24 protein-coding genes and 1 pseudogene are annotated in these 24,303 nt (G+C 65.0%); 19 read left to right on the top strand and 6 right to left on the bottom strand.

Annotation, left to right across the window (positions count from 1 at the left end):
• The first annotated feature begins 85 nt into the window (after positions 1-85).
• The 6 genes from ACSKB9_RS39085 (at position 86) to ACSKB9_RS39110 (ending at position 5,356) form a co-directional block, all read left to right on the top strand.
• Positions 86-2,215: an acetate--CoA ligase family protein gene (locus ACSKB9_RS39085; protein ID WP_438079648.1), complete on the top strand. Its 2,130-nt coding sequence runs from the start codon at positions 86-88 to the stop codon at positions 2,213-2,215.
• 275 nt (positions 2,216-2,490) lie between these two features.
• Positions 2,491-3,288: a sterol desaturase family protein gene (locus ACSKB9_RS39090; RefSeq protein ID WP_438080587.1), complete on the top strand. Its 798-nt coding sequence runs from the start codon at positions 2,491-2,493 to the stop codon at positions 3,286-3,288.
• Positions 3,275-3,652: a hypothetical protein gene (locus ACSKB9_RS39095; RefSeq protein WP_438079649.1), complete on the top strand. Its 378-nt coding sequence runs from the start codon at positions 3,275-3,277 to the stop codon at positions 3,650-3,652. Before ACSKB9_RS39090 ends, ACSKB9_RS39095 begins: the two co-directional genes overlap by 14 nt.
• A 12-nt stretch (positions 3,653-3,664) precedes the next feature.
• Positions 3,665-3,862 (top strand): hypothetical protein, encoded by a 198-nt coding sequence (locus ACSKB9_RS39100; RefSeq protein WP_438079650.1) that lies wholly within the window; start codon positions 3,665-3,667, stop codon positions 3,860-3,862.
• Between the two features lie 40 nt (positions 3,863-3,902).
• Complete coding sequence (locus tag ACSKB9_RS39105; RefSeq protein ID WP_438079651.1) at positions 3,903-4,211, top strand: DUF6166 domain-containing protein; 309 nt, start codon at positions 3,903-3,905, stop codon at positions 4,209-4,211.
• Positions 4,212-4,246: 35 nt separating this feature from the next.
• Entirely contained in the window at positions 4,247-5,356 is a 1,110-nt protein-coding gene (locus ACSKB9_RS39110) for a Zn-dependent alcohol dehydrogenase (RefSeq protein WP_253609455.1), read from the top strand.
• Positions 5,357-5,362: 6 nt separating this feature from the next.
• On the opposite strand, the gene ACSKB9_RS39115 is transcribed toward ACSKB9_RS39110, so the two are convergent.
• Entirely contained in the window at positions 5,363-6,121 is a 759-nt protein-coding gene (locus ACSKB9_RS39115) for a GntR family transcriptional regulator (RefSeq protein ID WP_157345981.1), read from the bottom strand.
• Between the two features lie 106 nt (positions 6,122-6,227).
• The gene (locus tag ACSKB9_RS39120; protein WP_438079652.1) at positions 6,228-7,637 is read right to left on the bottom strand and encodes an MFS transporter; all 1,410 of its coding nucleotides are present in this window, start codon (positions 7,635-7,637) and stop codon (positions 6,228-6,230) included.
• A gap of 364 nt (positions 7,638-8,001) precedes the next feature.
• Here ACSKB9_RS39120 and ACSKB9_RS39125 point away from each other — a divergent pair, with 364 nt between their 5' ends.
• The 4 genes from ACSKB9_RS39125 to ACSKB9_RS39140 all read left to right on the top strand — a co-directional run bounded on the left by ACSKB9_RS39125 (position 8,002) and on the right by ACSKB9_RS39140 (position 11,348).
• Entirely contained in the window at positions 8,002-8,409 is a 408-nt protein-coding gene (locus ACSKB9_RS39125) for a hypothetical protein (RefSeq protein ID WP_253609453.1), read from the top strand.
• A gap of 148 nt (positions 8,410-8,557) precedes the next feature.
• A complete protein-coding gene (locus tag ACSKB9_RS39130; RefSeq protein ID WP_438079653.1) occupies positions 8,558-9,337 on the top strand; it encodes an NYN domain-containing protein in 780 nt (259 codons plus the stop codon).
• 214 nt (positions 9,338-9,551) lie between these two features.
• A complete protein-coding gene (locus ACSKB9_RS39135; RefSeq protein WP_438079654.1) occupies positions 9,552-9,941 on the top strand; it encodes a DUF1236 domain-containing protein in 390 nt (129 codons plus the stop codon).
• Positions 9,942-10,286: 345 nt separating this feature from the next.
• Positions 10,287-11,348 (top strand): ketopantoate reductase family protein, encoded by a 1,062-nt coding sequence (locus ACSKB9_RS39140; RefSeq protein WP_438079655.1) that lies wholly within the window; start codon positions 10,287-10,289, stop codon positions 11,346-11,348.
• A gap of 156 nt (positions 11,349-11,504) precedes the next feature.
• On the opposite strand, the pseudogene ACSKB9_RS39145 reads toward ACSKB9_RS39140, so the two are convergent.
• Together ACSKB9_RS39145 and ACSKB9_RS39150 are read right to left on the bottom strand one after the other, a co-directional pair.
• Positions 11,505-12,106, bottom strand: a pseudogene (locus ACSKB9_RS39145) (thiamine pyrophosphate-dependent enzyme).
• An 8-nt stretch (positions 12,107-12,114) separates the two neighbouring features.
• Positions 12,115-12,666: a thiamine pyrophosphate-binding protein gene (locus ACSKB9_RS39150; RefSeq protein ID WP_225163691.1), complete on the bottom strand. Its 552-nt coding sequence runs from the start codon at positions 12,664-12,666 to the stop codon at positions 12,115-12,117.
• A 187-nt stretch (positions 12,667-12,853) separates the two neighbouring features.
• Here ACSKB9_RS39150 and ACSKB9_RS39155 point away from each other — a divergent pair, with 187 nt between their 5' ends.
• The 4 genes from ACSKB9_RS39155 (at position 12,854) to ACSKB9_RS39170 (ending at position 16,669) form a co-directional block, all read left to right on the top strand.
• Positions 12,854-13,819, top strand: a complete 966-nt coding sequence (locus ACSKB9_RS39155; protein ID WP_438079656.1) for a Bug family tripartite tricarboxylate transporter substrate binding protein — start codon at positions 12,854-12,856, stop codon at positions 13,817-13,819.
• A 3-nt stretch (positions 13,820-13,822) separates the two neighbouring features.
• Positions 13,823-14,917 carry an amidohydrolase family protein gene (locus ACSKB9_RS39160; protein WP_438079657.1) on the top strand — a complete coding sequence of 365 codons (1,095 nt, stop codon included), beginning with the start codon at positions 13,823-13,825 and terminating at the stop codon, positions 14,915-14,917.
• A complete protein-coding gene (locus ACSKB9_RS39165) occupies positions 14,802-15,785 on the top strand; it encodes a hydroxyacid dehydrogenase (RefSeq protein WP_438080588.1) in 984 nt (327 codons plus the stop codon). The genes ACSKB9_RS39160 and ACSKB9_RS39165 overlap by 116 nt, the downstream gene beginning before the upstream one ends.
• A 671-nt stretch (positions 15,786-16,456) precedes the next feature.
• Positions 16,457-16,669 (top strand): hypothetical protein, encoded by a 213-nt coding sequence (locus ACSKB9_RS39170; protein ID WP_028345217.1) that lies wholly within the window; start codon positions 16,457-16,459, stop codon positions 16,667-16,669.
• A gap of 239 nt (positions 16,670-16,908) precedes the next feature.
• Here the strand turns inward: ACSKB9_RS39170 and ilvD are convergent, their stop codons facing one another.
• On the bottom strand, positions 16,909-18,753 hold the full coding sequence (gene ilvD, locus ACSKB9_RS39175) for a dihydroxy-acid dehydratase (protein ID WP_438079658.1): 1,845 nt from the start codon (positions 18,751-18,753) through the stop codon (positions 16,909-16,911).
• A 206-nt stretch (positions 18,754-18,959) separates the two neighbouring features.
• Between ilvD and ACSKB9_RS39180 the strand changes: the two genes are divergently transcribed.
• Genes ACSKB9_RS39180 through ACSKB9_RS39190 form a run of 3 tightly spaced genes read left to right on the top strand, consistent with a single transcriptional unit; the run spans position 18,960 to position 20,930 of the window.
• The gene (locus tag ACSKB9_RS39180; RefSeq protein ID WP_438079659.1) at positions 18,960-19,517 is read left to right on the top strand and encodes a carboxymuconolactone decarboxylase family protein; all 558 of its coding nucleotides are present in this window, start codon (positions 18,960-18,962) and stop codon (positions 19,515-19,517) included.
• 5 nt (positions 19,518-19,522) lie between these two features.
• Positions 19,523-20,386, top strand: coding sequence for an SDR family NAD(P)-dependent oxidoreductase (locus ACSKB9_RS39185; RefSeq protein WP_438079660.1), 864 nt, complete (start codon positions 19,523-19,525; stop codon positions 20,384-20,386).
• Positions 20,387-20,402: 16 nt separating this feature from the next.
• On the top strand, positions 20,403-20,930 hold the full coding sequence (locus ACSKB9_RS39190) for a VOC family protein (RefSeq protein WP_438079661.1): 528 nt from the start codon (positions 20,403-20,405) through the stop codon (positions 20,928-20,930).
• A gap of 5 nt (positions 20,931-20,935) precedes the next feature.
• Here the strand turns inward: ACSKB9_RS39190 and ACSKB9_RS39195 are convergent, their stop codons facing one another.
• The gene (locus ACSKB9_RS39195; protein ID WP_438079662.1) at positions 20,936-21,928 is read right to left on the bottom strand and encodes a LysR family transcriptional regulator; all 993 of its coding nucleotides are present in this window, start codon (positions 21,926-21,928) and stop codon (positions 20,936-20,938) included.
• Between the two features lie 91 nt (positions 21,929-22,019).
• Here ACSKB9_RS39195 and ACSKB9_RS39200 point away from each other — a divergent pair, with 91 nt between their 5' ends.
• Both ACSKB9_RS39200 and ACSKB9_RS39205 read left to right on the top strand, forming a co-directional pair.
• Positions 22,020-23,045: an ABC transporter permease gene (locus tag ACSKB9_RS39200; protein WP_225163682.1), complete on the top strand. Its 1,026-nt coding sequence runs from the start codon at positions 22,020-22,022 to the stop codon at positions 23,043-23,045.
• A 70-nt stretch (positions 23,046-23,115) separates the two neighbouring features.
• A complete protein-coding gene (locus ACSKB9_RS39205; RefSeq protein WP_438079663.1) occupies positions 23,116-24,141 on the top strand; it encodes a sugar ABC transporter substrate-binding protein in 1,026 nt (341 codons plus the stop codon).
• Positions 24,142-24,303: the final 162 nt, after the last annotated feature.

Raw genomic sequence — 24,303 nt, forward strand, 5'->3', positions numbered from 1 at the left:
TTCGATCTTTTTGGACCTTGACTGACCTTGACAATTGCGTTTTTGGCATACCAAATGCCACGAAATCTGTCCCAGGAGGAAGCCAATGTCAAATTCGAAGGATGCGGTCCGCAAAATTCTCGATGCGGTCAGGGCCGACAAGCGCACGAGCCTCACCGCGCCTGAAGGCAAGGTGGTGTGCGATGCCTACGGCATTCCGGTGCCGAAAGAGGGTGTCGCCAAGTCGGCGGCCGAGGCCGCCCGCATCGCCTCCGACATGGGCTTCCCGGTCGTGATGAAGATCGTCTCGCCAGACATCCTCCACAAGACCGAGGCCGGCGGCGTGGTGGTCGGCGTCAAGAGCGCCGCCGAGGCCGAGAAGAGCTACGAGACGATTCTCGCCAACGCCAGGAAGTACAAGGCCGACGCCAAGATCGAGGGCATCCAGGTCCAGCAGATGCTGGGCGGCGGCACCGAGGTGATCGTCGGCTCGATCACCGACGGCTCGTTCGGCAAGCTGGTCGCCTTCGGTCTCGGCGGCGTGCTGGTCGAAATCCTCAAGGACATCACCTTCCGCCTCGCGCCCGCGACCAAGGACGATGCGCTGTCGATGCTCGACGGCATCCAGGCGCATGAGATGCTGAAGGGCGTGCGCGGCGGCGAGGCGGTCAATCGCGAGGCGCTCGCCGACGTCATCGTCAAGGTGTCGCAGCTGGTCAGCGATTTCCCCGAGATCGTCGAGCTCGACCTCAACCCGGTGTTCGCCACCAGCAAGAACGCGATCGCGGCCGACGTCCGCATCGTCGTCGACTTCAACTACAAGCCGCGCCCGGCGCCGCGTCCGACCGAAGAGATCGTCGCCGCGATGAGCCGAATCATGCAGCCGAAGGGCGTTGCTGTGATCGGCGCCTCCGCCGAGGACGGCAAGATCGGCAACTCCGTGATGAAGAACCTCATCAACGGCGGCTACAAGGGCGAGATCTATCCGATCCACCCCAAGGCCGACGAGATTCTCGGCTACAAGGCCTACAAGAGCGTCAAGGACGTGCCCGGCGTGATCGACACGGCGGTGTTCGCGATCCCGGCGAAATTCGTCGCCGGCGCGCTCGCCGAATGCGGCGAGAAGAAAATCCCCGGCGCGGTGCTGATTCCCTCGGGCTTTGCCGAGGCCGGCGCGCCGGAATTGCAGGCCGAGATCGTCGAGGTCGGCAAGAAGTACAATATCCGCCTGATGGGGCCGAACATCTACGGCTTCTATTATACGCCGGCCAATCTCTGCGCCACGTTCTGCACCGCCTACGATGTCAAGGGCCACGCCGCGCTGTCGTCGCAGTCGGGCGGCATCGGCATGGCGATCATCGGCTTCTCGCGCTCGGCCAAGATGGGCGTGTCGGCGATCGTCGGCCTCGGCAACAAGTCCGACATCGACGAGGACGATCTGCTCGCCTTCTTCGAGCAGGATCCCAACACCAACCTGATCGCGCAGCACTGCGAGGACCTGAAGGACGGCCGCGCCTTCGCGGAGGCCGCCAAGCGCGTCTCCAAGAAGAAGCCGGTGGTCGTGCTCAAGGCCGGCCGCACCTCGGCGGGTGCGAAGGCGGCCTCGTCGCACACCGGCGCGCTCGCCGGCAACGACAAGATCTACGAGGACGTGTTCAAGCAGTCCGGCGTGATCCGCGCGCGCTCGCTCCGGCAACTCTTGGAATTCGCCCGCGGCGTGCCGGTGCTGCCGACGCCGAAGGGCGAGAACGTGCTGATCATCACCGGCGCCGGCGGCTCCGGCGTGCTGCTCTCCGACTCCGTGGTCGACAACGGCCTGTCGCTGATGCAGATGCCGCCGGATCTTGATGCGGCGTTCCGCAAGTTCATCCCGCCGTTCGGCGCGGCCGGAAATCCTGTGGATATCACCGGCGGCGAGCCGCCGATCACCTATGTCAACACGGTCAAGCTCGGCCTGTCGGACGAGCGCATCCACGCGCTGATCCTCGGCTACTGGCACACCATCGTGACGCCGCCGATGGTGTTCGCGCGCAACATGGTCGAGGTGAAGAAGGAGATGGAGGCCAAGGGCTTCGTCAAGCCGATCGTCGCCTCGCTCGCCGGCGACGTCGAGGTCGAGGAAGCCGCCGAATATCTCTACCAGCACGGCATCCCGGCCTACGCCTATTCGACCGAACTCCCGGTCGAGGTGCTCGGCGCCAAGTACAAGTGGGCGCGCGGCGCGGGCCTGCTCTGACCTTCTGAATCTGTCGAATACTACAGGCCGTCCCGGACATCATCCGGGGCGGCTTTTTTCATGGGGGTCGCTTCCGTCCGAGCCTTCGCCGGGGTGGGCGGGCAGGGCGCAACCCGCCTGACCGTTCGAATCCAGCCAGGCCTTCCTGCTCCGTCTTGCGTGGGTTCCGCGCGCCGATCCCTTTTCCTGACCGCGTCCGGCCCACCAAGGCAGCTTGCCTTTGGCAACTGATGTGCTACTGATATGTCAGATAACGAATGACGGAGGGACCTGCGATGGAGTTGGCTGCAACAGGGATGACCGACCGCCAGCGCAAATATCGCGCGACCTACCGCGAGCGCGTGGTGGGCTGGTACAATGGCTGGCTGCATGTCGTGCTGATCTACACGATCGGCTTCACGGCGCTGTATGTCTATCTGGCCAATGTGCACGACGTGAAATGGTGGGAATACCTCACCATTCCCGTGGTCTTCCTGATCGCAAACTTCTTCGAATGGGCGGTGCATCGCTTCGTCATGCACCGGCCCTCGAATGTGCCCTTGCTGCGCGCGGTCTACAGCCGCCACACCCTGATGCACCATCAGTTCTTCACCGAAGAGGAGATGCGCTTCACCGATCATCACGACTGGCGCGTCACCTTCTTCCCGCCCTATGCGCTCGTGGTGTTCACCCTGATGTCGATCCCGCCGGCGATCATCGCGGGTCTTGTGATCTCGGCCAACACCGGCTGGCTGCTGATCACCACGACGACCTCGATGTACCTGATCTACGAGTTCATGCATTTCTGCTGCCACGTCGAGGAAAATGCCTTCGTGCGCAACATGCCCTTCGTCAACACCATTCGCCGGCATCATACCGCCCATCACAACCAGTCGATCATGATGGAGCGGAACATGAATCTGACCTTCCCGGTGATGGACTATGTGTTCGGCACCTCCGACCTCAATCGCGGCTTGCTGGGCCACATCTTCAACGGCTACAGCACGCGCCACGTGAAGACCGACATGCGCCGCACGGCGCGGACGCCGCGGGTCGTGGCGAAGGAGCAATCGGTGCCGCATGCCGCAGCTTGAACCCAATCTCGCAGGCCTCGCCTGGTTCGGCCTGCTGTGGAGCGTGTGCTGCATCGGCTTCCTGCAGCTGGCCGGCATGTATCCGCTGCGCGGACGTGCCGTCCTGCCGGTCACGATGACCACCGCATTGTGGGTGATGCTGCTCGCCGGCACGCTGGCATTCGCGCTGGCCGAATTGCGCTGGACCACCGTCGTTGTCGTGGGCGGCGTGCTGTTCTTGTTTCTGCCCGGGCTGTTTCAGGCGCTGCCGGAATGGTGGCGCGACGGACGCGCGGGATTGCGGCTGTCCTGTTGCGCCATGATCGAAGCGCTTGCGCTGCTGGTCCGCGTGGCGGCACCGTCGTTTCACAACTGGATGACCTGAAGGGAGGTCTCGATGCCAAGCCACATCAAGCTCATGCTGTCGCTGGCTTGCCTCGCCACGGCGGCCTGCGGATATTTTTTCATGGTCTATCTGGGCCAGCGGGGACCGAGCTATGCGGTCGCCTTCCTCGGCGTGTTCGCAACGGTCGCGATGTGGATCTTCCCCGAGGTCGTCAAGAAGGACCTCAAGATGCGTCCGCCAGGATCCTGATCGAGCTCCTGATATGATGCTGCAGCACAGGGAGGATCCGATGGCGAGCTATACCGGGGACCGCACCATCGACGGCATTTCGGTGCTGGTCGACGGCGAGCCGCTGTCACCGCATTACGACCAGCTTCGTCTCACCGAGCACGGTTTTGAATGGAGCTACGAGGGGCCCGAGCCGGCACAACTGGCCTTCGCGCTGCTCTATGACCATCTGCACGATGCCGCTGCCGCGAAAGCGCTGCACGAGAGCTTCATGCGGCGCGTCGTCGCCAATTTCGACAATGAATGGGAGCTCTCCTCGGCCGATCTCGACGAGGCGGTCGCGGCGCTGCGCTCCGGACAGACGGCCTGAGCCCGTGCTGATGTCCCCGGCAGAGAATTCTTGAGATGACCCTGACCTGTCGCGCGGCGGTGCTGCATCAAAGCGGAACGCCGCTCTCCGTCGAGCGCGTATCGCTTGCGCCGCCCATGCCGACCGACGTCGTGGTGAAGGTGCGCGCCGCGGGGCTCTGCCACACCGATCTCGAAGTCATCGACGGATCGTTGCGCTATCCCTTGCCGATAATCCTCGGGCACGAGGCGGCCGGCGTGGTCGAGGAAATCGGCAGCGCGGTGCGCGACATCAGCGTCGGCGATCGCGTCATCCTGTCCTGGAATCCGCATTGCGGGCACTGCTTTCACTGCGACCGCGCGCAGCCGATCCTGTGCGAGACCTATCTCGCGCGGGGCGCGGAAGGCGTGCATTTCGACGGCGCATCGAAGGCGCAGCTCGCGGACGGACGCAAGCTGACGCACCTGATGTTCCTCGGCGCGTTCTCGGAATATGTCGTGCTGCCGGCCCAGCAGGCGATCGTCGTGCCGAACGACATCCCGTTCGACCGCGCGTGCCTGATCGGCTGCGGCGTCATGACCGGCGTCGGCGCCGCGCTGAACGTCGCCGCCATCGGTCACGGCGATACCGTGATGGTCACCGGCTGCGGCGCGGTCGGGCTGGCAGCGGTGCAGGGCGCCCGGCTTGCCGGCGCAGGTGCTGTCATCGCGGTCGACCTCGATGATGCAAAGCTGGCGCTGGCGCGGCAGCTCGGCGCCACGCACGTCGTCAACGCGGCCCGCGAGGACCCGGTCCAGTTCGCAAAGCAGGCGACGGGCGGCCGCGGCGCCGACGTCATCCTTGAAGCGGCGGGCCATCCCAACGCGTTTCGGCAGACCGCGGAGGCGGTACGGCCGGGCGGCGAGGTGATCTGGCTCGGCAAGATCGACGTCACGCGGGACGTGAGTTTTCGCTGGGGCGCGTTGATGGGCGAGAAGCGATTTCGCCGCTCGAGCTATGGCGGCGCGCGGCCACGGCGCGACTTTCCCTTTCTGGCGCAGGCCTATCTGGACGGCCGGCTCAAGCTCGACGAGCTGATCACAGGCCGCTGCAGCCTCGACAGTATCAATGACGGCTTCGAGGCGCTGCGGCGCGGACGTTCGATCCGCACGGTCGTCGAGCTCTGAGAGCCGTTACAGCGTCGAACGTGCAAAACTCTCGATGTAGTCGATCAGGCTGTCGGACGCCGCGCCCGCGGCGTCGACGCGGCGCTCGGCGACGGCTTCGGCGACGTCGGCATGCAGCCGCGCCGCGAGCGGCAGATCGGCCGCTTCCTTGTAATGCTGGTACCAGAACCGGCGCGACAGGCCGTGCATCAGGCCCATGGCGCGGGAGGCGAACTCGTTGCGCGACGCCGCGGAGATCAGGGTGTTGAACTGGTGATCCAGCCGCATGAACAGCAGGTCGTCGGATTTCTCCGCCGCGCGCCGCATGCCGGCGGCGATCTCGGAGAACTGGGTGCGCTGCTCGCTGGTGGCGCGCTCGGCGGCGCCGCGCGCCATCAGCCGTTCCAGCTCGCGCCGGACTTCGAGCAGGCGCAGCTGGGCCCTGAGGTCAATCTCGGACACCAGCACGCCGCGGCGGGCCAGGATGTTGACGAGGCCGTCGCGCGACAGGCGCTGCAAGGCTTCGCGGATCGGGGTTCGGCCGATGTTGAGCCGCTTGGCGAGCACGAGCTCGGAGAGCGCGGTGCCCGGCGGCAGTTGCAGCGTCACGATCAGCTCTTCCAGTTCGGCATAGGCGCGATCGGTGAGCGTGACGTCGCTTTGCGGGAGAGGGGCCGGCGCGGAACCGCGCGGCTTGTCTCCGGCGGCGGACGATTGCCGTGCCGGCCGGCGGCTCCCTGCTGTGCGCGCGCGCACCGTGCTGGATCGTTTGCTCGAATTTACCATCAGGATCGTGAGTGCTGCTGTACAGCAGATATCTCACACGCCCGATGGCAATGACAAGGCCGGTCGATCGGCGCCGCGCCGAACCGGACGGCGCGCCGCGCGCCCATCAGTGCGAAATGCTTTCCAGCGTCCGGCCGCGGGTTTCCTCGCCGAGCAACAGCACCGCAAGCGCCGCCACCACGAACGCGCCGGCGCCGAGCGCAAACACGCCGCCTTGTCCGGCCGCCGGCAGGATCACGCCGATCACATAGGGGCCGATCAGCGAACCGATTCGGCCGACCGCGGAGGCAAAGCCCGTTCCGGTGGCGCGGACATGGGTCGGGTACAGTTCGGGCGTATAGGCGTAGAGCGCCGACCACATGCCGAACAGGAAGAATTGCATGCAGAGGCCGGCAATGATGAGCTGGGTCTGGTCCGCCGCCGAGCCGTAGAAATGGCAGGCGATCGCGCCGCAGAGCAGGTTCATCACCAGCGTCGCCTTGCGGCCCCAGGATTCGACGAGCCACGCCGAGACCAGGAAGCCGGGAATCCCCGCGAGCGAGATCAGGATGGTGTAGAACACCGATTTGGTGATCGGGAAGCCCTTGGCCTGCAGCAGCGCGCCGAGCCACGTGGTCAGGCCGTAGAAGCCGAGCAGCGCGAAGAACCACAGGGTCCACAACATCGTGGTCCGCTTGGCATAGATGCCCGAAAACAGCGTTCTCAGGCCGGTCACTTCGGACGCGGGGGCGGCCACCTGGCGCACCACCGGCGGCAGCTCCTTGCCGCCGAGACGGTCGCGGACCCTGGATTCGATGTCGCGCACGGTCGCTTCGGCCCGCTCCGAATAACCGTGGGACGCAAGCCAGCGCGGCGATTCCGGAACGAAGCGGCGCACCACCAGCACGAACACGGCCGGGATTGCCTGCAGGATGAAGACCCAGCGCCAGTCGGCGACCTGCAGCACGAAGTAGGTCAACAAGCCCGACGCGATGAAGCCGAGCGGCCAGAATCCTTCGAGGAACGCGATGTAGCGGCCGCGGTTGCGCGCCGGCATGATCTCCGAGACCATCGACTGCGCGACCGGAAACTCCATGCCCATGCCGAAGCCGAGCAGCAGGCGGGACGCACCGAGCGCGGTCGCCGTGGTGGACAGACCGCAGCACAGGCTGCCCAAGCCCCAGAAGATCATGCTGACCTGGAAGACGCGGGCGCGGCCGAAACGGTCGGCGAGCAGGCCGGCGCACGCGGCGCCCGCGAACATGCCGAGGAAGCTCATGCTGGACAGCAGCCCGGCTTCCGCCGTCGACAGGCCGAAGGTCTGGCGGATCGAACCGAGCACGAAGGTGAGCGCGGCCAGGTCCATGCTGTCGAAAAACCATGCTGTCGCGATGATTCCGAAGATCCAGCGCTGATAGGAGGTCAGCGGCAGGCGTTCGAGCCGCGCTGCGATGTCGGCGACCTGCTGCGCCTGCGCGGTTCGCGCAACGGCCGGGGCCCGGCTTTCGGCTGCTGCGGTGACGTCGGAAATGGTCATTGCTGCCTCCCCAAGTGGACATTGATGGGCTCTTGTCGGCCCCTTTTAATAAAATGTCACACGGATAGCAGTGATATGTCAATTGCTGATCACGCGCAAATTGGCGGCGCGACCGGGCTGCGGCAGCGGGTGAGGCCGCGAACACATCGGCGCGTAGCCCGGTCCTTCCGTGATCTGGTCGACCATCCCTGCCGCGTCGGGCATCCTGCGAAGCGGCATCAAGAGCCGGTTAACGGCATCCGAGAAATCGGGGGCTAACGGATAATCCGGCTTTAATGGGGAGTCGACTAAACGTCACGTGGTTGCAAGGTGCCGGATGCCTGGAGGTATCCGATGTTGCGTCGGGCGGAGGCGTCTTCCCCATATGTCAGTTCAGGCCGATCTGGATTTTGCGAGCGACGATCGCGCGAGGGCGCAGATCGGCGCGGCGGTGAACTATCTGCTCAGGGACGCGACCGGCGTCGCGCGTGAGCATGCCGTCGAGACCATTGTCGAGATGGTGCGCGACATCGCAAGCCGGCCGCTCACTGTCGAAGCGGCATCGATTCAGCCGCTGATGAGCGGCGTCAGCTATCGGGATTTTGTCATCGATGCCTACCGGCGCGATGTCGATCGCTGGCGCGCGACCATCCGCCGTTCGAACGGCAAGAAGATCCGGATCGCTTCGCCGCCGTCGGTGCGCGACGAGGCGACGACCACAGCGGACGCGATCACCGCCGAGAAGGCCATCGAGTTCGCCAGGCGGGCGATCGACTTGGGCGAGGTGATCTGACCTCGCCGCCTCAAGGCTGGCATCGCCGCGACGTCTTGGCGATGCCGCCTATGCTTGGGACGCGCGATGTGCTCCGATACGGCAGCTGCGCCGGTTCCGCAGCTGTCTGCGGAATTGTCCATTCATCCTGTCCCAGCCGAGAAATGCCATGCCTTCCGAACTCCGTTCGCCGCGTCTGGCTGTCCTGATCGACGCCGACAACGCATCTGCAAAGATCGCCGATGGGCTGTTCGAGGAGATCGCCAAGATCGGCGAGGCCAGCGTGCGCCGGATCTACGGCGACTTCTCCAATCCCAGGTCCAAGGGCTGGGCCGACATCCTGTCGAAGCACGCCATTATTCCACAACAGCAATTCGCGTATACGACCGGGAAGAATGCATCCGACATCACTTTGGTGATCGACGCCATGGACCTGCTGCACAGTGGCCGTTTCGACGGCTTCTGCCTGGTGTCGTCGGACAGCGATTTCATCCGGCTTGCCGCCCGCATCCGCGAGCACGGCATCGACGTGTTCGGGTTCGGCGAGCAGAAGACGCCGGAGAGTTTTCGGCAGGCCTGCCGCCGGTTCGTCTACACCGAGAATCTGCGCGGCGGCGCGCCGAGCAATCAGGATGCCGCCGTGCGGGCGCAGCCGTTGCAGCCGCCGGAGGCTGCCACGCCGATCATCAAGAAGGTCATCAGCCAGATGGCGAGCGAAGACGGCTGGGTCACGCTTGGCGAGGTCGGACGGCAGCTGGCCAATTTCGCGTCGGATTTTGATCAGAGGACCTACGGCTTCCGCACCCTCGGCGAACTGGTGCGCAGGACCAACGCTTTCGAGATCGAGTCGAAGGGCGGGACGATGCGAATCCGCATCAAGCCAGCGGCTGTACCGCCGCCGAGACGGCGAGCTCCGAGACGGCGAGCCGATCAAAAGCCGTCGGAATGAACGGCGCGCCGCGCGCTCTGTTCTGCACGATCTCTGAATCTGAACCCAGGATGAATGCTGCTTCGAAGGTTGTTCGGAGTAGCATTTTCGTTCGCGCCGGAATCAAGCGAATTGTGCGCGGAACTGGAGTTACGCGGGTTGCAGCGTTGGAACTGGAACGTTCTCGTTGCTTGCGATGTTGAGGGGGCATCGATCAATTCGGAGGAGGAGAATCATGAACAAGCGTTTTGCTGTGTCCCTTGTCGCTGCTGCGTCGCTGCTCGCGTCCGGCTCGGCCTTCGCGCAGTCCACGACCGCGGCGGGTGCCGCGAACGGCGCGCGGGCCGGTGGCGAAATCGCGGGCCCTGTCGGCGAGATCGTCGGCGGCACGGTGGGTGCTGCGGTCGGCGCCGGCCTCGAGATCCCGAATGCGGTGATCACCTCGATCCCGCGCAGCGAGCCGTCGGTGGTGGTGCGTGAACGCATCGTGGTCGGCGAGCCGCTGCCCGACACCGTCGTGCTGCGTCCGGTGCCGCGCTACACCGAGTATCGCTACGCCGTCGTCAATGATCGCCGCGTGATCGTGGAGCCGCGTACCCGCCGGATCGTCAAGATCATCGACTGATCGCGTGATCGCGCCAGTTCCACCGTCATTGCGAGCAGCTCGCGACAAAATTGCAAGCAATTTTGCGCTGAAGCGACGAAGCAATCCGTCGCGCCGCGTATGCTGAAGCATGGATTGCTTCGCTACGCTCGCAATGACGAAAGCAAGGAAATGACATCCTCGCGGGCCCATCGCCCGCGGGGATTTTCTTGGTCCGATTTTCTTGGGTCCCATGAATACCGGCATGGCACCGCCCAGCTTTTTTCATGAAGCGACCGGTTGGCCTGACGCTGCGATCCCCTAGACTGATCCGCAACGGATGGACGCAGCCAGCGTTCGTCTCAATCAAGAGCAGGGGATGGAGACATGGCTCGGAAGATCGCGATCGTCGGCGCGGGCGCTGTCGGCGGCTACGCCGGTGCGCATATGGTGCAGGCGGGAGAGGACGTCACCTTCATCGATCCCTGGCCCGCGCATGTCGAGCACATGCGCAAGCACGGACTGCGCGTCACGCACGCGATGGACGTCGCGGAATTCTCGGTGCCGGTGCGCGCGCTTGATGTCACCGACGCGCAGCAGCTGGCGAAAGAGAAACCGGTCGACATCGCCTTCGTCTGCATGAAGTCCTACGACACCGACTGGGCCACCATGCTGATCCGGCAATATCTGGCGGCGGACGGCTACGTCGTGTCGCTGCAGAACTGCATGAACGAGGAGACCATCGCCGGCATCGTCGGCTGGGGCAAGACGCTTGGCTGCATCGCAAGCAGCATCACCGTCAATCTGCCCGAGCCCGGCCACATCCACCGCGGCGCCGGCAAGGGCGGCGCAGCGCACACCGTGTTTCGCGCCGGCGAGGTGCATGGCCGCATCACCGCGCGGGCGGAGGAAGTCTGCCGCCTGGTCGGTTATTCCGACAGCGCCAAGGTGACCTCCAATCTCTGGGGCGAGCGCTGGTCCAAGCTCGTCGCCAACGTCATGGGCAACGGGCTCTCGGCCTGCACCGGTCTGGCGGGCGGCGAGGTGCTGCAAAGCGAGCCGTTGCGCCGCTTCTCGACCCGGCTCGGCAGCGAGGCGATCCGCGTCGGCCAGGCGCAGGGCTATCAGCTGGAGGAGATCCTGCATCTGCCGCCCGAGACCATCGCCCGCGCCGGCGAGGGCGACGAGGCCGCGACGCGCGCCTGCGACGAGCAGCGCTTCAAGGATGCCAAGCGCACCTCGTCGGCGCAGCGCCCCTCGATGGGCCAGGACATGCAGAAGGGCCGCCGCACCGAGATCGAATTCCTGAACGGCCTCGTGGTCCGCGAAGGCGAGAAGCTCGGCATCGTGTGCAACGCCAACGCCGCGCTGACCGACGTCGTCAAGCGCGTCGAACGCGGCGAGCTCGCGCCGGATCCGCGGCACATCACGGAGTTGAGGTTGAATTGAGTGGCCACAGCCGTCATTGCGAGCGCAGCGAAGCAATCCATCCAGCCGCATGCGCGGATGCATGGATTGCTTCGTCGCTTCAGCGCAAGATTGCTCTGCAATTTTGTCGCGAGCTCCTCGCAATGACGGATGCGTCGGTCGCAGGCGCCTTCTTATCTAGAGCAGCTGCCTCACCCCCATCCCATGCATAAACCGCTCGCGGATCTGCACGGGGTCGCGGCGGGTGGTGCCGGTGCCGGGCTTGTCGTCGATGCGGACGCCGATCAGGGTCGGGCCGGGCGCCTGTTTCGACTGCTCGATCAGCCGCTCGAAATCGTCCTCGTCGGCGGCCCAGGAGCTGTTGGCAAGGCCGCTGGCGATTGCGACCTGAACGATATCGGTATGGCGGGCGGCCGGCGTCGGCTGGCTGCCCGTGATCTGGTAGATGCCGTTGTCCATCACCACCATGGTGAGATTCTTCGGCGCCAGCGTCGCGATGGTCGAGAGGCAGCCGAGCTGCATCAGCAGCGAGCCGTCGCCTTCGAGCGCGAACACGCGCCGGTTCGGCTGCGCCAGCGCGACGCCGAGCGCGATCGGAAACGCGAGTCCCATGCTGCCCAGCATGTAAAATTCTGCGGGCGATGGCCGGCGGCCCAGAGGTCGAAATTGGTGTTGCCGATGCCGCCGATCACGGCTTCGTCCTTGAGCCCGGCGACGAGGCGCTGGGTGAGCTCGAAGCGGTTCATCACCTTGGTGTTGCGCGCGGGGGGGCTGGTCATGGCTGATCTCACTTGTCGAAGGTCTTGCCGCCGGTGAGCAGCGGCGAGAGGATCAGCGCCACCGGCGCCTGGGTGGTGACGGCCTGCTTGATCGAGCGGTCGGCGATGAATTCGAGTTCGTCGAGCCGGGTGATGGTGTGATGCTCCATGGCCAGCGAATCCAGCACCGGGCGCATGGTGCGGCAGACCAGCGCCTGGCCGTAGTTGAACTCGCCGAGCGTGCCGCGCTCGGAGACGAACATGATCAGCGGGATCTGGTAGGGCACCGCGAGCGAGGCCAGCACATTGGCCAGCGTGGCAAAGCCCGAGGTTTGCATCAGCACCGCGCCGCGCGTTCCCGCCATCCAGGCACCGGAGACGATGCCGACCGCTTCTTCCTCGCGCGCGGTCGGAAACGTCGTGAAATAGGGATCGGCGTGCAGGTCCTTGATCAGCGTGGTCAGCACCCGGTCGGGCACGTAGGGCACGAGCTTGATCTCGTTCCGCTTCAGCGTCTGCAGCACGATGCCGTGCCAGGTGGTCGCTGACTTCTGGGACGAGGCTTGTTCCGCGGCCGCCATCCTGTTCTCCCTGCTCGCGCGACGCTGGTGGCCGCTTGCCGCACGAAACTTGACGCGGTGCCTGCGATTGTCAACATGTCGCGGCCGCAACGCGATCTGCGGAATTCGGCCATCGCAGCGCCGGACCAACGTGCGATACAGGCGTAACGAAAAAGGGACGGTAGCGATCAAGGGACGGGAGGCGTCGATGGCCGGATGGGTCTGGCGGACCGCCATTGCGGCAGCGGCCATGGTTGTGGCCGGCCTTGCGTCCGCGCAGCCGTTCCCGGCCAAGGCCGTTCATATTCTCGTTCCCTATCCGCCCGGCGGCGGCGTCGATGTGCTGACGCGGACGCTCGCCGAAGCGGTGTCGAAGAGCTGGACGCAGTCGATCGTGGTCGAGAACCGGCCCGGCGCCGGCGGGGTGATCGCCTCGCAGGCGATCGCGACCTCCGCGCCCGACGGTTACAATCTGATCATGGTGGCGAGCGGCCATGCCACCAATCCGTTCCTTTATCCAAAGCTGCCCTACGACACCTTCAAGGATTTCTCGCCGATCTCGCTCTTGGCGTCGTCGCCGAACGTGCTGCTGGTGCGCGCGGATTCGCCGTTCAAATCGGTCGCCGACGTCATCGCTGCGGCGAAGGCGAAGCCCGGCAGTCTCTCCTTCGCCCATGCCGGCAACGGCACCTCGACCCATCTGGCCGGCGAGCTGCTCAACAATCTCGCCAAGATCGAGATCAGTGCGATCCCCTACAAGGGCGGCGCGCCCGCGATCAACGATCTGCTCGGCGGGCAAATTCCGCTGTCGTTCAACAACGGACCGGAATCGGTCGGGCAGCTGCAGGCCGGCACGGTTCGCGCGCTGGCGGTGACGACCGGCTCGCGTGCGCCGTTCCTGCCTGACGTGCCCAGCATGTCGGAGACCGTGCCGGGCTACGACACCGAGGTGTGGTGGGGGCTGCTCGGGCCCGGCAACATGCCGGCCGACCTCGTCGCCAAGATCTCGCATGATTTCGTCGCGGCCGTGAACACCGATGCCGTGAAGGAGCGGCTCGGCAAGCTCGGTGCGATCCCGATCGGCTCCACGCCGGACAAGTTCGCCGCCAAGATCAAGGCCGACTACGACAAGTGGGGGCCGATCATCAAGGCCGCCGGCATGAAGGCGGAGTAGACGATGGCCGCGTCAAAAATTCCCGCCTGCCTGCCGCCGCGTCCGGTGACGCCGCCCAGAGACAAGCTGCCGCCGAAGGCCTGCGATACGCATGCGCATGTGTTCGGCCCGGCTGACCGCTTTCCCTATGCCGGCGATCGCAGCTACACGCCGCCGGACGCGCCGCTCGCGACCTATCTCGGCATGCTCGACGCGCTCGGTTTCGCCCGCGGCGTGCTGGTGCAGGGCAGCGCGCATGGCCGCGACAATTCCGCGATGCTGGACGCGCTGCAGCGTGAGCCGGCGCGGCTGCGCGGCGTCGCGGTGGCCGATGCCGATGTGGCGGCGGGCACGCTGCGGCAATGGCATGTGCTCGGCGTCCGCGGCCTGCGCTTCAATCATTTCTTCCGCGGCGGGCAGTTGCACTATCGCGGCGGCATTCCCTTGAACGTTGCCGAGACGCACGCGGGCGTGATGGCCGAACTCGGCTGGCATCTGCAGCTCTGGATCGATGTGAAGGATTTGCCTGACACGATCCCGACGCTGAAGGCGCTCGGGTTGCCGGTCGTGGTCGATCACATGGGCCGCACCGATGCTGCCGCCGGCATCAACACCGCGGGCTTTCAGAGCCTGCTGCGTGCGGTGGACGAAGGCTGGTGCTGGGCCAAGCTCTCGGGCGCGCATCGCCTGAGCCGGCGGGCGCCCGATTATCCCGATGCGCGGCCGTTCCACGAAGCGCTGGTCGCAGCCAATCCTGAACGGCTGGTGTGGGGCGGCGACTGGCCGCATCCGCGGGTCGAAGGCGAAATGCCCGACGCCGGCCATCTGCTGACGCTGTTCCAGAACTGGACGCCGGATGCGGCGACCCGGCACCGTATCCTCGTCGACAATCCCGCACGAACTCTATGGCTTCCCAAACTGAAAGCTGCTCGAAGACATGACCGTCAACAACAAGCGCGTGTTCTACGTCAAATACCTCGCCCACGAGATCTACGTCGATATCCTGAAGAAGCGGCCGGACGTTCGGCTCGATCGTCTCGAGAACGAGACGCCGGAGGCGACGTTCGCGCCGGTTCTTGCCGACGCGCATGCCTATCAGATCGGCGCGGCGCGCGATGAGCTGGCGCCGCATTTCCATGCCCACGCCGAGCTGTTGAAGCGTGCGCCGAATCTTCTGATCGTGTCGTCGAATGGTGCCGGCTTCGATCCCGTCGATGTCGATGCCTGCACCGCGGCGGGCGTGCTTGTCGTCAACCAGTCCGGCGGCAACGCCAATTCGGTCGCCGAACACGCGCTCGGCATGATGCTGACGCTGTCGAAGCGGATCATCCAGTCCGACCGCAGGCTGCGGCGCGAGGCCAATGTCAACCGCAACGACCTGATTGGCAACGAGCTGAAGGAGAAGACCGTCGGCATCGTCGGTCTCGGCAATGTCGGCCGCCGCATCGCCGAGCTGTGCAGGGGCCTCCTGCACATGAAGGTGATCGCCTACGATCCCTATCTCACGGCGGATGAGATGGCGAAGCGGGGCGGGGAGAAGGTCGAGCTCGACGATCTCCTGAGTCGCGCCGACTTTGTTTCGATCTCGTGTCCGCTGGACAAGAACAGCCGCGGCATGATCGGCGCGCGCCAGTTCGCGCTGATGCAGCCGCACGCCTATTTCGTCACCACCGCGCGCGGCTTCATCCACGACGAGAAGGCATTGGAAGAGGCACTACGTGAAAAGCGAATCGCGGGTGCGGGCCTCGACGTCTGGGACAAGGAGCCGCCGCCGCCGGATCATCCGCTGCTGCAGTTCGACAATGTGCTGGCGAGCCCGCACACCGCCGGCGTCACCCGCGAGGCGCGCATCAACATGAGCCGGATCGCCGCCGAGCAGATCCTCGATGCCCTCGACGGCAAGCGCCCGCCGCGCATCATCAATCCCGAGGTCTGGCCGGTCTACGCAAGACGGTTCGAGAAGGCGTTCGGGTTCATGCCGGGGTAGGGTCGGGCCTTCCCCAGCGGGGGCCGCGGCTGCGCGCGGCCAAAAATATCGAAAACAACCCCATGCAAAGGAGCTGGCGGCTGTCGGCGTTCGAGCAGGCATCTGTTCGAGCAGGCATCTTGACGCGTCGGGCAACTCAGGGGTACATTTCCAATATTCAGAAATCGTGCAAGCGCTGGGCTTTGCGGGGGAGAATACCTGCAAGCGCGGAACGGAACTCTTCCGCCGGTGCGTCCCTCGCACAAGCGGCCAGCCGTGCGAGCGTTGTTGCGCGGGCAAAAACACCGGAGAAAATCTCCTTCGTTGCAGCCTCGATCGAGGCAATAAACCCACTGCCGAACGACCGCCTCGCAACACGTCGGTTGTTATTTTCCCTGAGATATCGACGGCTTAGCCCGAAATCGCCATTTTCCGTCTGTGTCCGACCATTCCGGGCACGGAAGGAAGACGTTCATGCGACAGGTCCAGTCATTGCTCCGCAACGCGCCCGCCAGGATCGGCCGCCGTCTTGCGCAGATCGTCGCGATTGCCGCCGCCAGCCTGCCCCAGGCCGGCGCGTAGCTTCCCGCTGCGAACAGTCGCACGCGTATCAGCCGAATTAACTCACTACCCTTTCGTGTTAGTGCTAGCGTGGTACCCCCGGGCTCTGCCGGTGCAGCAGGGAGGGTTCCATGTCACGCTTCGTCGTTCATTTCATGAAAGACGTGCTCGGCGGCAATGGCCGCGAGCGCGAGGTTTGCCAGGGTGCGCTTGAGATCGACGCCTCGAGCGAGGGCCAGGCCACCGAGATGGCCAAGGTCAAGTTTTGCCAGGAGCAATCGCTGTGCGACTGGTCACTGCATGCCGACCGCATCCGGATCGAGGCGGCCGACCTCCACGCCTGAACCAGATGGACCGCGTGTGGCGGCATCCGACCTCTCCCTGTGGGAGTTTGGGGCGCGACCCAATGGTGCCGTCATTGCGAGGAGCTCGCGACAAAATTGCAGAGCAATTTTGCGCTGAAGCGACGAAGCAATCCATGGTTCCGCATGTGCGGACAGATGGATTGCTTCGCTGCGCTCGCAATGACAGGAGAAGCCAACTCGCTCTTGCGAAGTGAACGACCGAGCTCAGCTCGCCCTGATCACTCCGGCAGGATGCGAACCGCACCCTTGGCCGCGCTGCTGGCGAACGCCGCATAGGCCTTCAGCGCGGTTGAGACGGCGCGCTTGCGTGGCGCTGCCGGCTTCCAGGCCGCGTTGCCCTTGGCTTCCATCGCTGCGCGACGGTGCTTTAGCTCGGCATCGTCGACCTTGAGGTTGACCTTCCGGTTCGGGATATCGAACTCGATGATATCGCCTTCCTCGACGAGGCCGATCAGGCCGCCTTCGGCGGCTTCCGGCGAGACGTGGCCGATCGACAGGCCCGACGATCCGCCGGAGAAGCGGCCGTCGGTGATCAGCGCGCAGGCCTTGCCGAGGCCTTTCGACTTCAGATAGCTGGTCGGGTACAGCATCTCCTGCATCCCCGGGCCGCCGCGCGGACCCTCATAGCGGATCAGCACGACGTCGCCGGCCTTCACCTTGTTGCCAAGGATGGCTTCGACCGATGCGTCCTGGCTCTCGAAGATGCGGGCCGGGCCGGAGAACTTCAGAATGCTCTCGTCGACGCCGGCGGTCTTCACGATGCAGCCGTCCTCGGCGAGGTTGCCGAACAGCACGGCGAGGCCGCCGTCCTTGGAATAGGCGTGCGCGGCGTCGCGGATGCAGCCCTTGGCGCGGTCGAGATCGACCTCGTCGAAGCGGCGGTCCTGGCTGAAGGCTTCCTGGGTCGGCACGCCGCCGGGCGCGGCGCAATAGAAGTTGCGTACCTTGTCGCTTGTGGTCCGCACCATGTCCCAGCGGTTCAGCGCATCGTCCAGCGTTGCTGCATGCACGGTCGGCCCGTCGGTCGTGAGCAGCTTGGCGCGGTCGAGCTCGCCCAGGATCGCCATGATGCCGCCGGCGTGATGCACGTCCTCCATGTGGACGTCCTGCACCGAGGGCGCGACCTTGCAGAGCACCGGCACCTTGCGTGACAGGCGGTCGATATCGGTCATCGTGAACGGCACTTCGCCCTCGCGCGCGGCGGCGAGCAGATGCAGCACGGTGTTGGTCGAGCCGCCCATCGCGATATCGAGCGTCATCGCGTTCTCGAACGACTTGAAGTTCGCGATGTTGCGCGGCAGCACCTTGGCGTCGTCCTGCTCGTAGTAGCGGCGGGCGAGGTCGACGATCAGATGGCCGGCCTCGACGAACAGGCTCTTGCGGTCGGCGTGGGTCGCCAGCACCGAGCCGTTGCCGGGCAGCGCGAGGCCGAGCGCCTCGGTCAGGCAGTTCATCGAGTTCGCGGTGAACATGCCAGAGCAGGAGCCGCAGGTTGGGCAGGCCGAGCGCTCGATCACCGCGACGTCCTCGTCCGACACGTTGGAGTCGGCGGCCGCGACCATCGCGTCGATCAGATCGACCGCGCGCTTCTTGCCCTTGAGCACGATCTTGCCCGACTTCATCGGTCCGCCCGAGACGAACACGGTCGGGATGTTGAGCCGCAGCGTCGCCATCAGCATGCCGGGCGTGATCTTGTCGCAGTTGGAGATGCAGACCATCGCGTCGGCGCAATGCGCGTTGACCATGTATTCGACGCTGTCGGCGATCAGCTCGCGCGAGGGCAGGCTGTACAGCATGCCGTCATGGCCCATCGCGATGCCGTCATCGACCGCAATGGTGTTGAACTCTTTTGCCACCCCGCCGGCCTTCTCGATCTCGCGCGCGACCAGTTGGCCGAGATTCTGCAAATGGACGTGGCCGGGCACGAACTGGGTGAAGGAATTGACCACCGCGATGATCGGCTTGCCGAAATCCTCGTTCTTCATGCCGGTGGCGCGCCAGAGGCCGCGTGCACCCGCCATGTTGCGGCCGTGGGTGGTGGTGCGGGAGCGATAGGCGGGCATCGTAAATCCTTGGGCTATGGCCATTTTTTAAGGGAGATGGCAGCCCTTATGCCCGCCCATGGATGCGGATTCAAGCGCGGAACCGCATGGCTGAACCCCGCAATTCGGGCAATCCCGCGCGGGCGGCTTGATCTCGGTCGGCCCGGTGCATTAGCTGGTCGCACCGACGGCAAGAATAACGAACAAGCAAAAAGGGAGAGACACGCGTGGCAAGGCTGCCCCTGATTGATCCGGAGACGACGAGCGGAGAGATCCGCGCCTCATTCGACCGCATGCCGGTCAAGCTCAACATCTTCCGCATGATGGCCCATGCCGAGGCCAATATGATCCCGGCGATGCGGCTCGCCAATTCGATCCTGCACAAGCAGAAGCTGTCGGCGGTCAACCGCGAGCTCCTGATCCTGCAGGCCGCGCAGCTTGAGGGCGGCGCCTACGAATGGCGGCAACATGTGCCGATCGCGCTCGGTGTCGGCGTCACCCAGGCGCAGATCGATGCCGTCGAGCGCGGCGATTACGACGATGCTGCACTCAACGCAGCCGAGCGCGCGCTGCTTCGCTTCGGCCGCGAGGTGGTCGAGAAGGTCCGCGTCGGCGATACCGCCTTTGCCGCGGTGCGCGAGCATTTCAGCGATCAGGAGATCGTCGAGGCGATCGTCGCGCTCGGCTTCTACATGATGATGGCGCGGCTGACCGAGGCGACCGAGACCGATCTTGATCCGGCCGCCGGCATGGCGGTCTACGGGGGCGGCAAGAAGCGGGGTTGAATTGGATGTCGGAGATTTCGCAAGCGAACTCGCAAGACTCTAAACCGGAGCGCTATGTCCGTCCGCTGAGCGCGGAATCGTCGGGTACCGCGCCGGGCAGGGGACGTCTCAACGGCCGCCGCATCCTCGTGGTCGGCGGCGGCCAGCGGGTGTTCGATGCCGCCACCGATCCGATCGGCAACGGCCGCGCCATGAGCCTGCTGTTCGCGCGCGAGGGTGCGCATGTCGCGGTCGCCGACGTCAACCGTGCCTCGGCCGAGGACACGGTCGCGCGCATCGCTGATGATGGCGGCCGCGCTTTCGCGATCGCCGCCGATGTCACCAAGGAAGCCGACGTCATCAAGATGGTTGATGAAGCTCATCGCACGATGGGCGGGCTCGATGGCATCGTGCTGAACATCGGTACCTTCGGCAAGACCGGACTCGACGATGTCAGCGCGGAGGAATGGAACAGGATCTACGACGTCAATGTCCGCGGCCCGATGCTGTGCTGCCGCGTCGCTTTGCCGAAATTCGAAGACGGCGGCTCGATCGTGTTCATTTCCTCGATCGCGGCGCTGAAGGCCGGATCGCAGATGGCGGTCTATGATTCCTCCAAGGCCGCGCTCGGCGGCCTGATGCGCAACATCGCACATGCCGGCGCGCGGCGCGGCATCCGCGCCAATCTGGTCTATCCCGGGCTGGTCGACACCCCGAACGGCCGCGAGGCCGGCGCGGGCCGTCCGTCGCGCGGCAAAGGGCATATCCCGTTCGGCCGTCAGGCGACGGCCTGGGAGATCGCCTATGCCGTGCTGTTCTTCATGTCGGATGAAAGTGTCTATGTCACCGCGCAGACGCTCGCGGTCGACAGCGGGCTCAGCGGTTTGTGAGCGGCGGGGAGGGCGCATGAGTGCATTGTTCGGCAAGGTCTGTCAGAACGGCTACGTCGTTCGCGACATCGATGCGGCGCTGAAGTTCTGGACCGAGACACTGCGGGTCGGGCCATTCTTCCTGATCCCCTCGGTCAAGGTCGATTGGTTCCGCTATCGCGGCGTGGCCTCCGCGGTCGAGATGTCGATCGCGCTGGCCAATTCCGGCGATCTGCAGATCGAGCTGATCCAACAGCGCAACGACGCGCCGTCGATGTATCTGGATTTTCTGGCGCGTCACGGCGAGGGCCTGCAGCACATGTCGTACTGGAGCACGGACTACCAGTCGCTCTATGACCGAGCCGTCGCGGCAGGCTTCACGGTCGGTCATGAAGGCCAGATCGGCGGCCCCAAGGGACGCTTCGCCTATTTCGACACCGCCGGCCATGCCGGCACCGTGATCGAGATATCGGACATCTCGGGATCGAAGGGACGGTTCTTCGAGAAGATCAGGACCGTGGCCGCGACTTGGGACGGCTCGGACCCGATCCGCGTGGTGGGCTGACGCGGCTATTCGGCGGCGAGGCCGGCCGGCGCCGGATATCCCACGCGGGGCCGCATCTTCGCGCGCCCGTTCCTGCGGCCGAACTGGCTGCCGGCCAGCAGCGCCGCGGCCGCGCGCAGCTGCTCGCGCAGCCATTGATTGGTGGTGTCGTCCTCGGCGGTGGCGTGCCAGTAGAGATAATTGACGTGCGGGCTGATCTGAAACGGGCAGGGGAAGCACTGCAGCAGCCCGGGATCTTCCAGCACGGAGGCGGCGCTCTCCGAGGCGGTCAGCAGCATGTTGCTGCGGCTCACGACGTGGCAGGCGGTTGCGAAATTCTGACAGGTCAGGCGAACAGTGCGGGTCAGGCCGAGGCGCTGGAGCTGAAAATCCTCGAACGACAGGCCGCTGCGCCGCGACGTCACGCAGACATGCTCCATGCGCAAATAAGCCTTCTTGTCGAGCCGGCTGCCGAGTTCGGGGTGGCCGCGCCGCGCGAACACCGCGATATGCTCGGTCAGGATCTGCTCGCGCCGCACCTCCGCCGACAGCGGCAACAGCGTATCGATCGCGACGTCGAGGGTGCCGGCGGCAAGCTCGCGCTCGAGATTGTTGCGCTCGCTGCGCACGGTGGCGATCTCGACCAGCGGCGCCACCGTACTGATGCGGTTGATCAGCGCGCTCAGCATCGGCGCCTCGAGATTGTTGCGCAGTCCGATCACGAACCGCTTCGGCGTCTGCGCCGGATCGAACCGGTGGGTGTGGGTCAGCGTCGTCTCGAGGCCGTTGAGCGCCTGACGCACCGTGGTGATGATCTGCCGTGCCAGCGGGGTCGGCGTCATCACGTGGTTGCGGCGCACGAACAGCGGATCGTTGAACATCGCGCGCAGCCGGCTCAGCGCATGGCTGACCGCGGGCTGGGTCAGGTTGAGGCGGAAGCAGGCGCGGCTGACGCCGCCCTCGGAATAGATCGCGTCGAACACGACGAACAGGTTCAGATCGACGTCGCGTACATGCATGGAAATGATCAATCCGTATCCGTCGAATGCATTTGACGAATACTAATCGTCACTCTTAAAGTCTCAAGCAAAATAATACCTGGAGGAAACGATGAGCGTGCAATCGCCATCGCGCGGCGTTGCTGTCCCTGCGGCATCATCTCGCCTGGGCGCAATGTTTGCGAAGCCGAGCCAGGAGCAGATCGTGCTCCTGATCACCATCGCGCTCCTGATCGTGTTTGGCCTGACGCTGAACGGCTTCGCCACCGTCTCCAATCTCCTGAATTTGTTGCGGAGTATTTCCATCCTCGGCGTGCTCGGCCTCGGCATGGGGCTGATCGTGATCAGCCGCGGCATCGACCTCTCGGAGGTCGCGATCATGGCGGGTTCCTGGGCGATCGCGCTGATCTACATGCAGAACGGCATGCCTGTTTTCACGGCAGTGCTGCTGGCGCTGGCGGTCGCGGTGCTGATCGGCGTCGTCAACGGCGTGATGGTCGCCTTCGTCGAGGCGCCGGCGCTGTTCGTGACGCTGGCTGCCGGCTTCGTGATCTATGGCCTCGCCTTCTGGATCGCGCCGGCCTGGGTGGTCTATGCGCCGAAGGACGCGCCGGGCCTGATGTATCTCGGCGCCGGACGGCTGTTCGGCATCCCGGTTCCGATCCTGGTGTTCGCGGCCTGTGCAATCGCGATGCATTTGTTCCTGTCGCGCACCTCGATCGGCCGCTTCATCTATTCGCAGGGCGACAATCCGGAGGCCGCTCGGCTGACCGGCGTCGCGCTGCGGCCGCTGATCGTGCTCGAGCACGTGCTGGTTGCACTGCTCGCCTGGATTGCGGGCCTGGTCTGGGTCGGCACCACGGGCAGCATGCAGATGGCGATCACCCAGGGCACCATGATCTTCGATGTCGTGCTCGTCGTCGTGATCGGCGGCATCAGCCTGATCGGCGGCCGCGGCAGCGTGTTCAGCGTCGTGGTCGGCTGCATCCTGATCGGCACGCTGCTCAACGCCTTCACCATCATGGACGTCAACAGCGAGGTGCAGAACATCATCAAGGGCGTGGTGCTGCTGGCCGCCATCGTGCTCGACAACTGGCTGCACCCCCGCGACGAGGAGACCGCGCGGCAAGGGGACTGAAACAGGGCGACCGAGCCGGCCGCCGCGCCAAATGAATCAATCAAAAGAAATTGCTTTGTGGAGGGAGACGATGAAGACGACGACAAAGTTCTGGACGATCCTGCTGGCCGGCGTGACGCTGGCCGCGGTGCCGTTTGCGGCATCGGCGCAGGAGGAAGGCACCAAGACCGCGCGCGAGCTGCGTGCCGTCTACGACAAGGCGCTGCAGGGCAAGACGATCGCCTATCTGCCGATCGCGCTCGGCGTGCCGCTGTCCGACGAATGGGGCCGGGTGGTGCAGGAGGAAGCCGAGTGGCGCGGCATGAAATATGTCGTGCGCGATCCCAACAACAACCCCTCGGCGATGCAGCAGGCCCTGACCGCGCTGGTCGACCAGAAGCCCGACGTGCTGATCGTGCAGAATCCGAGCGTCACGCTGTTGATGAAGGATCTGAAGCGCGCCGAAAGCCAGGGCACGCATGTGATCCAGATCAACATGTCCTCGAACTACAAATCCGGCGCCTTTGTCGGCGCCGACTGGCGCGAGATCGGCAAGATGCTGGCGAACGAGGCCGTCAAGGCCTGCGGCACCGGCTCCGGCAAGTCGGGCAAGGTCCAGATCGTGCAGGGCGAACTGACCGCGGCCGCCAGCGTCGACCAGGTCGGCGGCATCATGGAGGTCTTGAACAAGGATCCGAACATCAAGGTGGTCTCGAACCAGGCCGCGAACTGGGACGCCAACACCGCGCTCAATGTCACCGCGACGGTGATCCAGCAGCATCCCGACCTCTGCGCCTCGATCGGGTTCTGGGGCATCATGGAGTCGGGCGCGGCGCAGGCGATCCGCAATGCCGGCAAGATCGACGATGTGAAGGTGTTCGCCTCGGGTGAAGGCTCGCAGCTGGATTGCGACCAGGTCAATTCGGGCAATTTCTACAAGTTCCTGAGCTACAAGGCGACCGAGCAGGGCCACGACCTGATGTTCGCCGCCGAGACCCTGCTGGTATCAGGCGAGAAGCCGGGCAGCCGCAATCTCGTCTATTACACGCGTCCGATCTGGCTCGATAAGTCGAACGCCTCGGGCGCCAACTGCTTCGCGCTACCCAAGAAGAATTAACAAGGCGCGGACAGCCGGCGCGGGGGGCATTCCCGCGCCGGCTGTATCAAAGAGCACGATCCGGCAAGGTGCCGGTTTTTCTCCGACCGACGCGCAGCGTTCGCGGAGAGCGTGTTCATCAAGGGACGAGGTCGCGACGCGATGGCCGATCGCATCATGACC

Origin of the sequence: Bradyrhizobium sp. BR 1433 (assembly GCF_051547665.1) — a bacterium.
Taxonomy (GTDB): Bacteria; Pseudomonadota; Alphaproteobacteria; order Rhizobiales; family Xanthobacteraceae; genus Bradyrhizobium; species Bradyrhizobium australafricanum.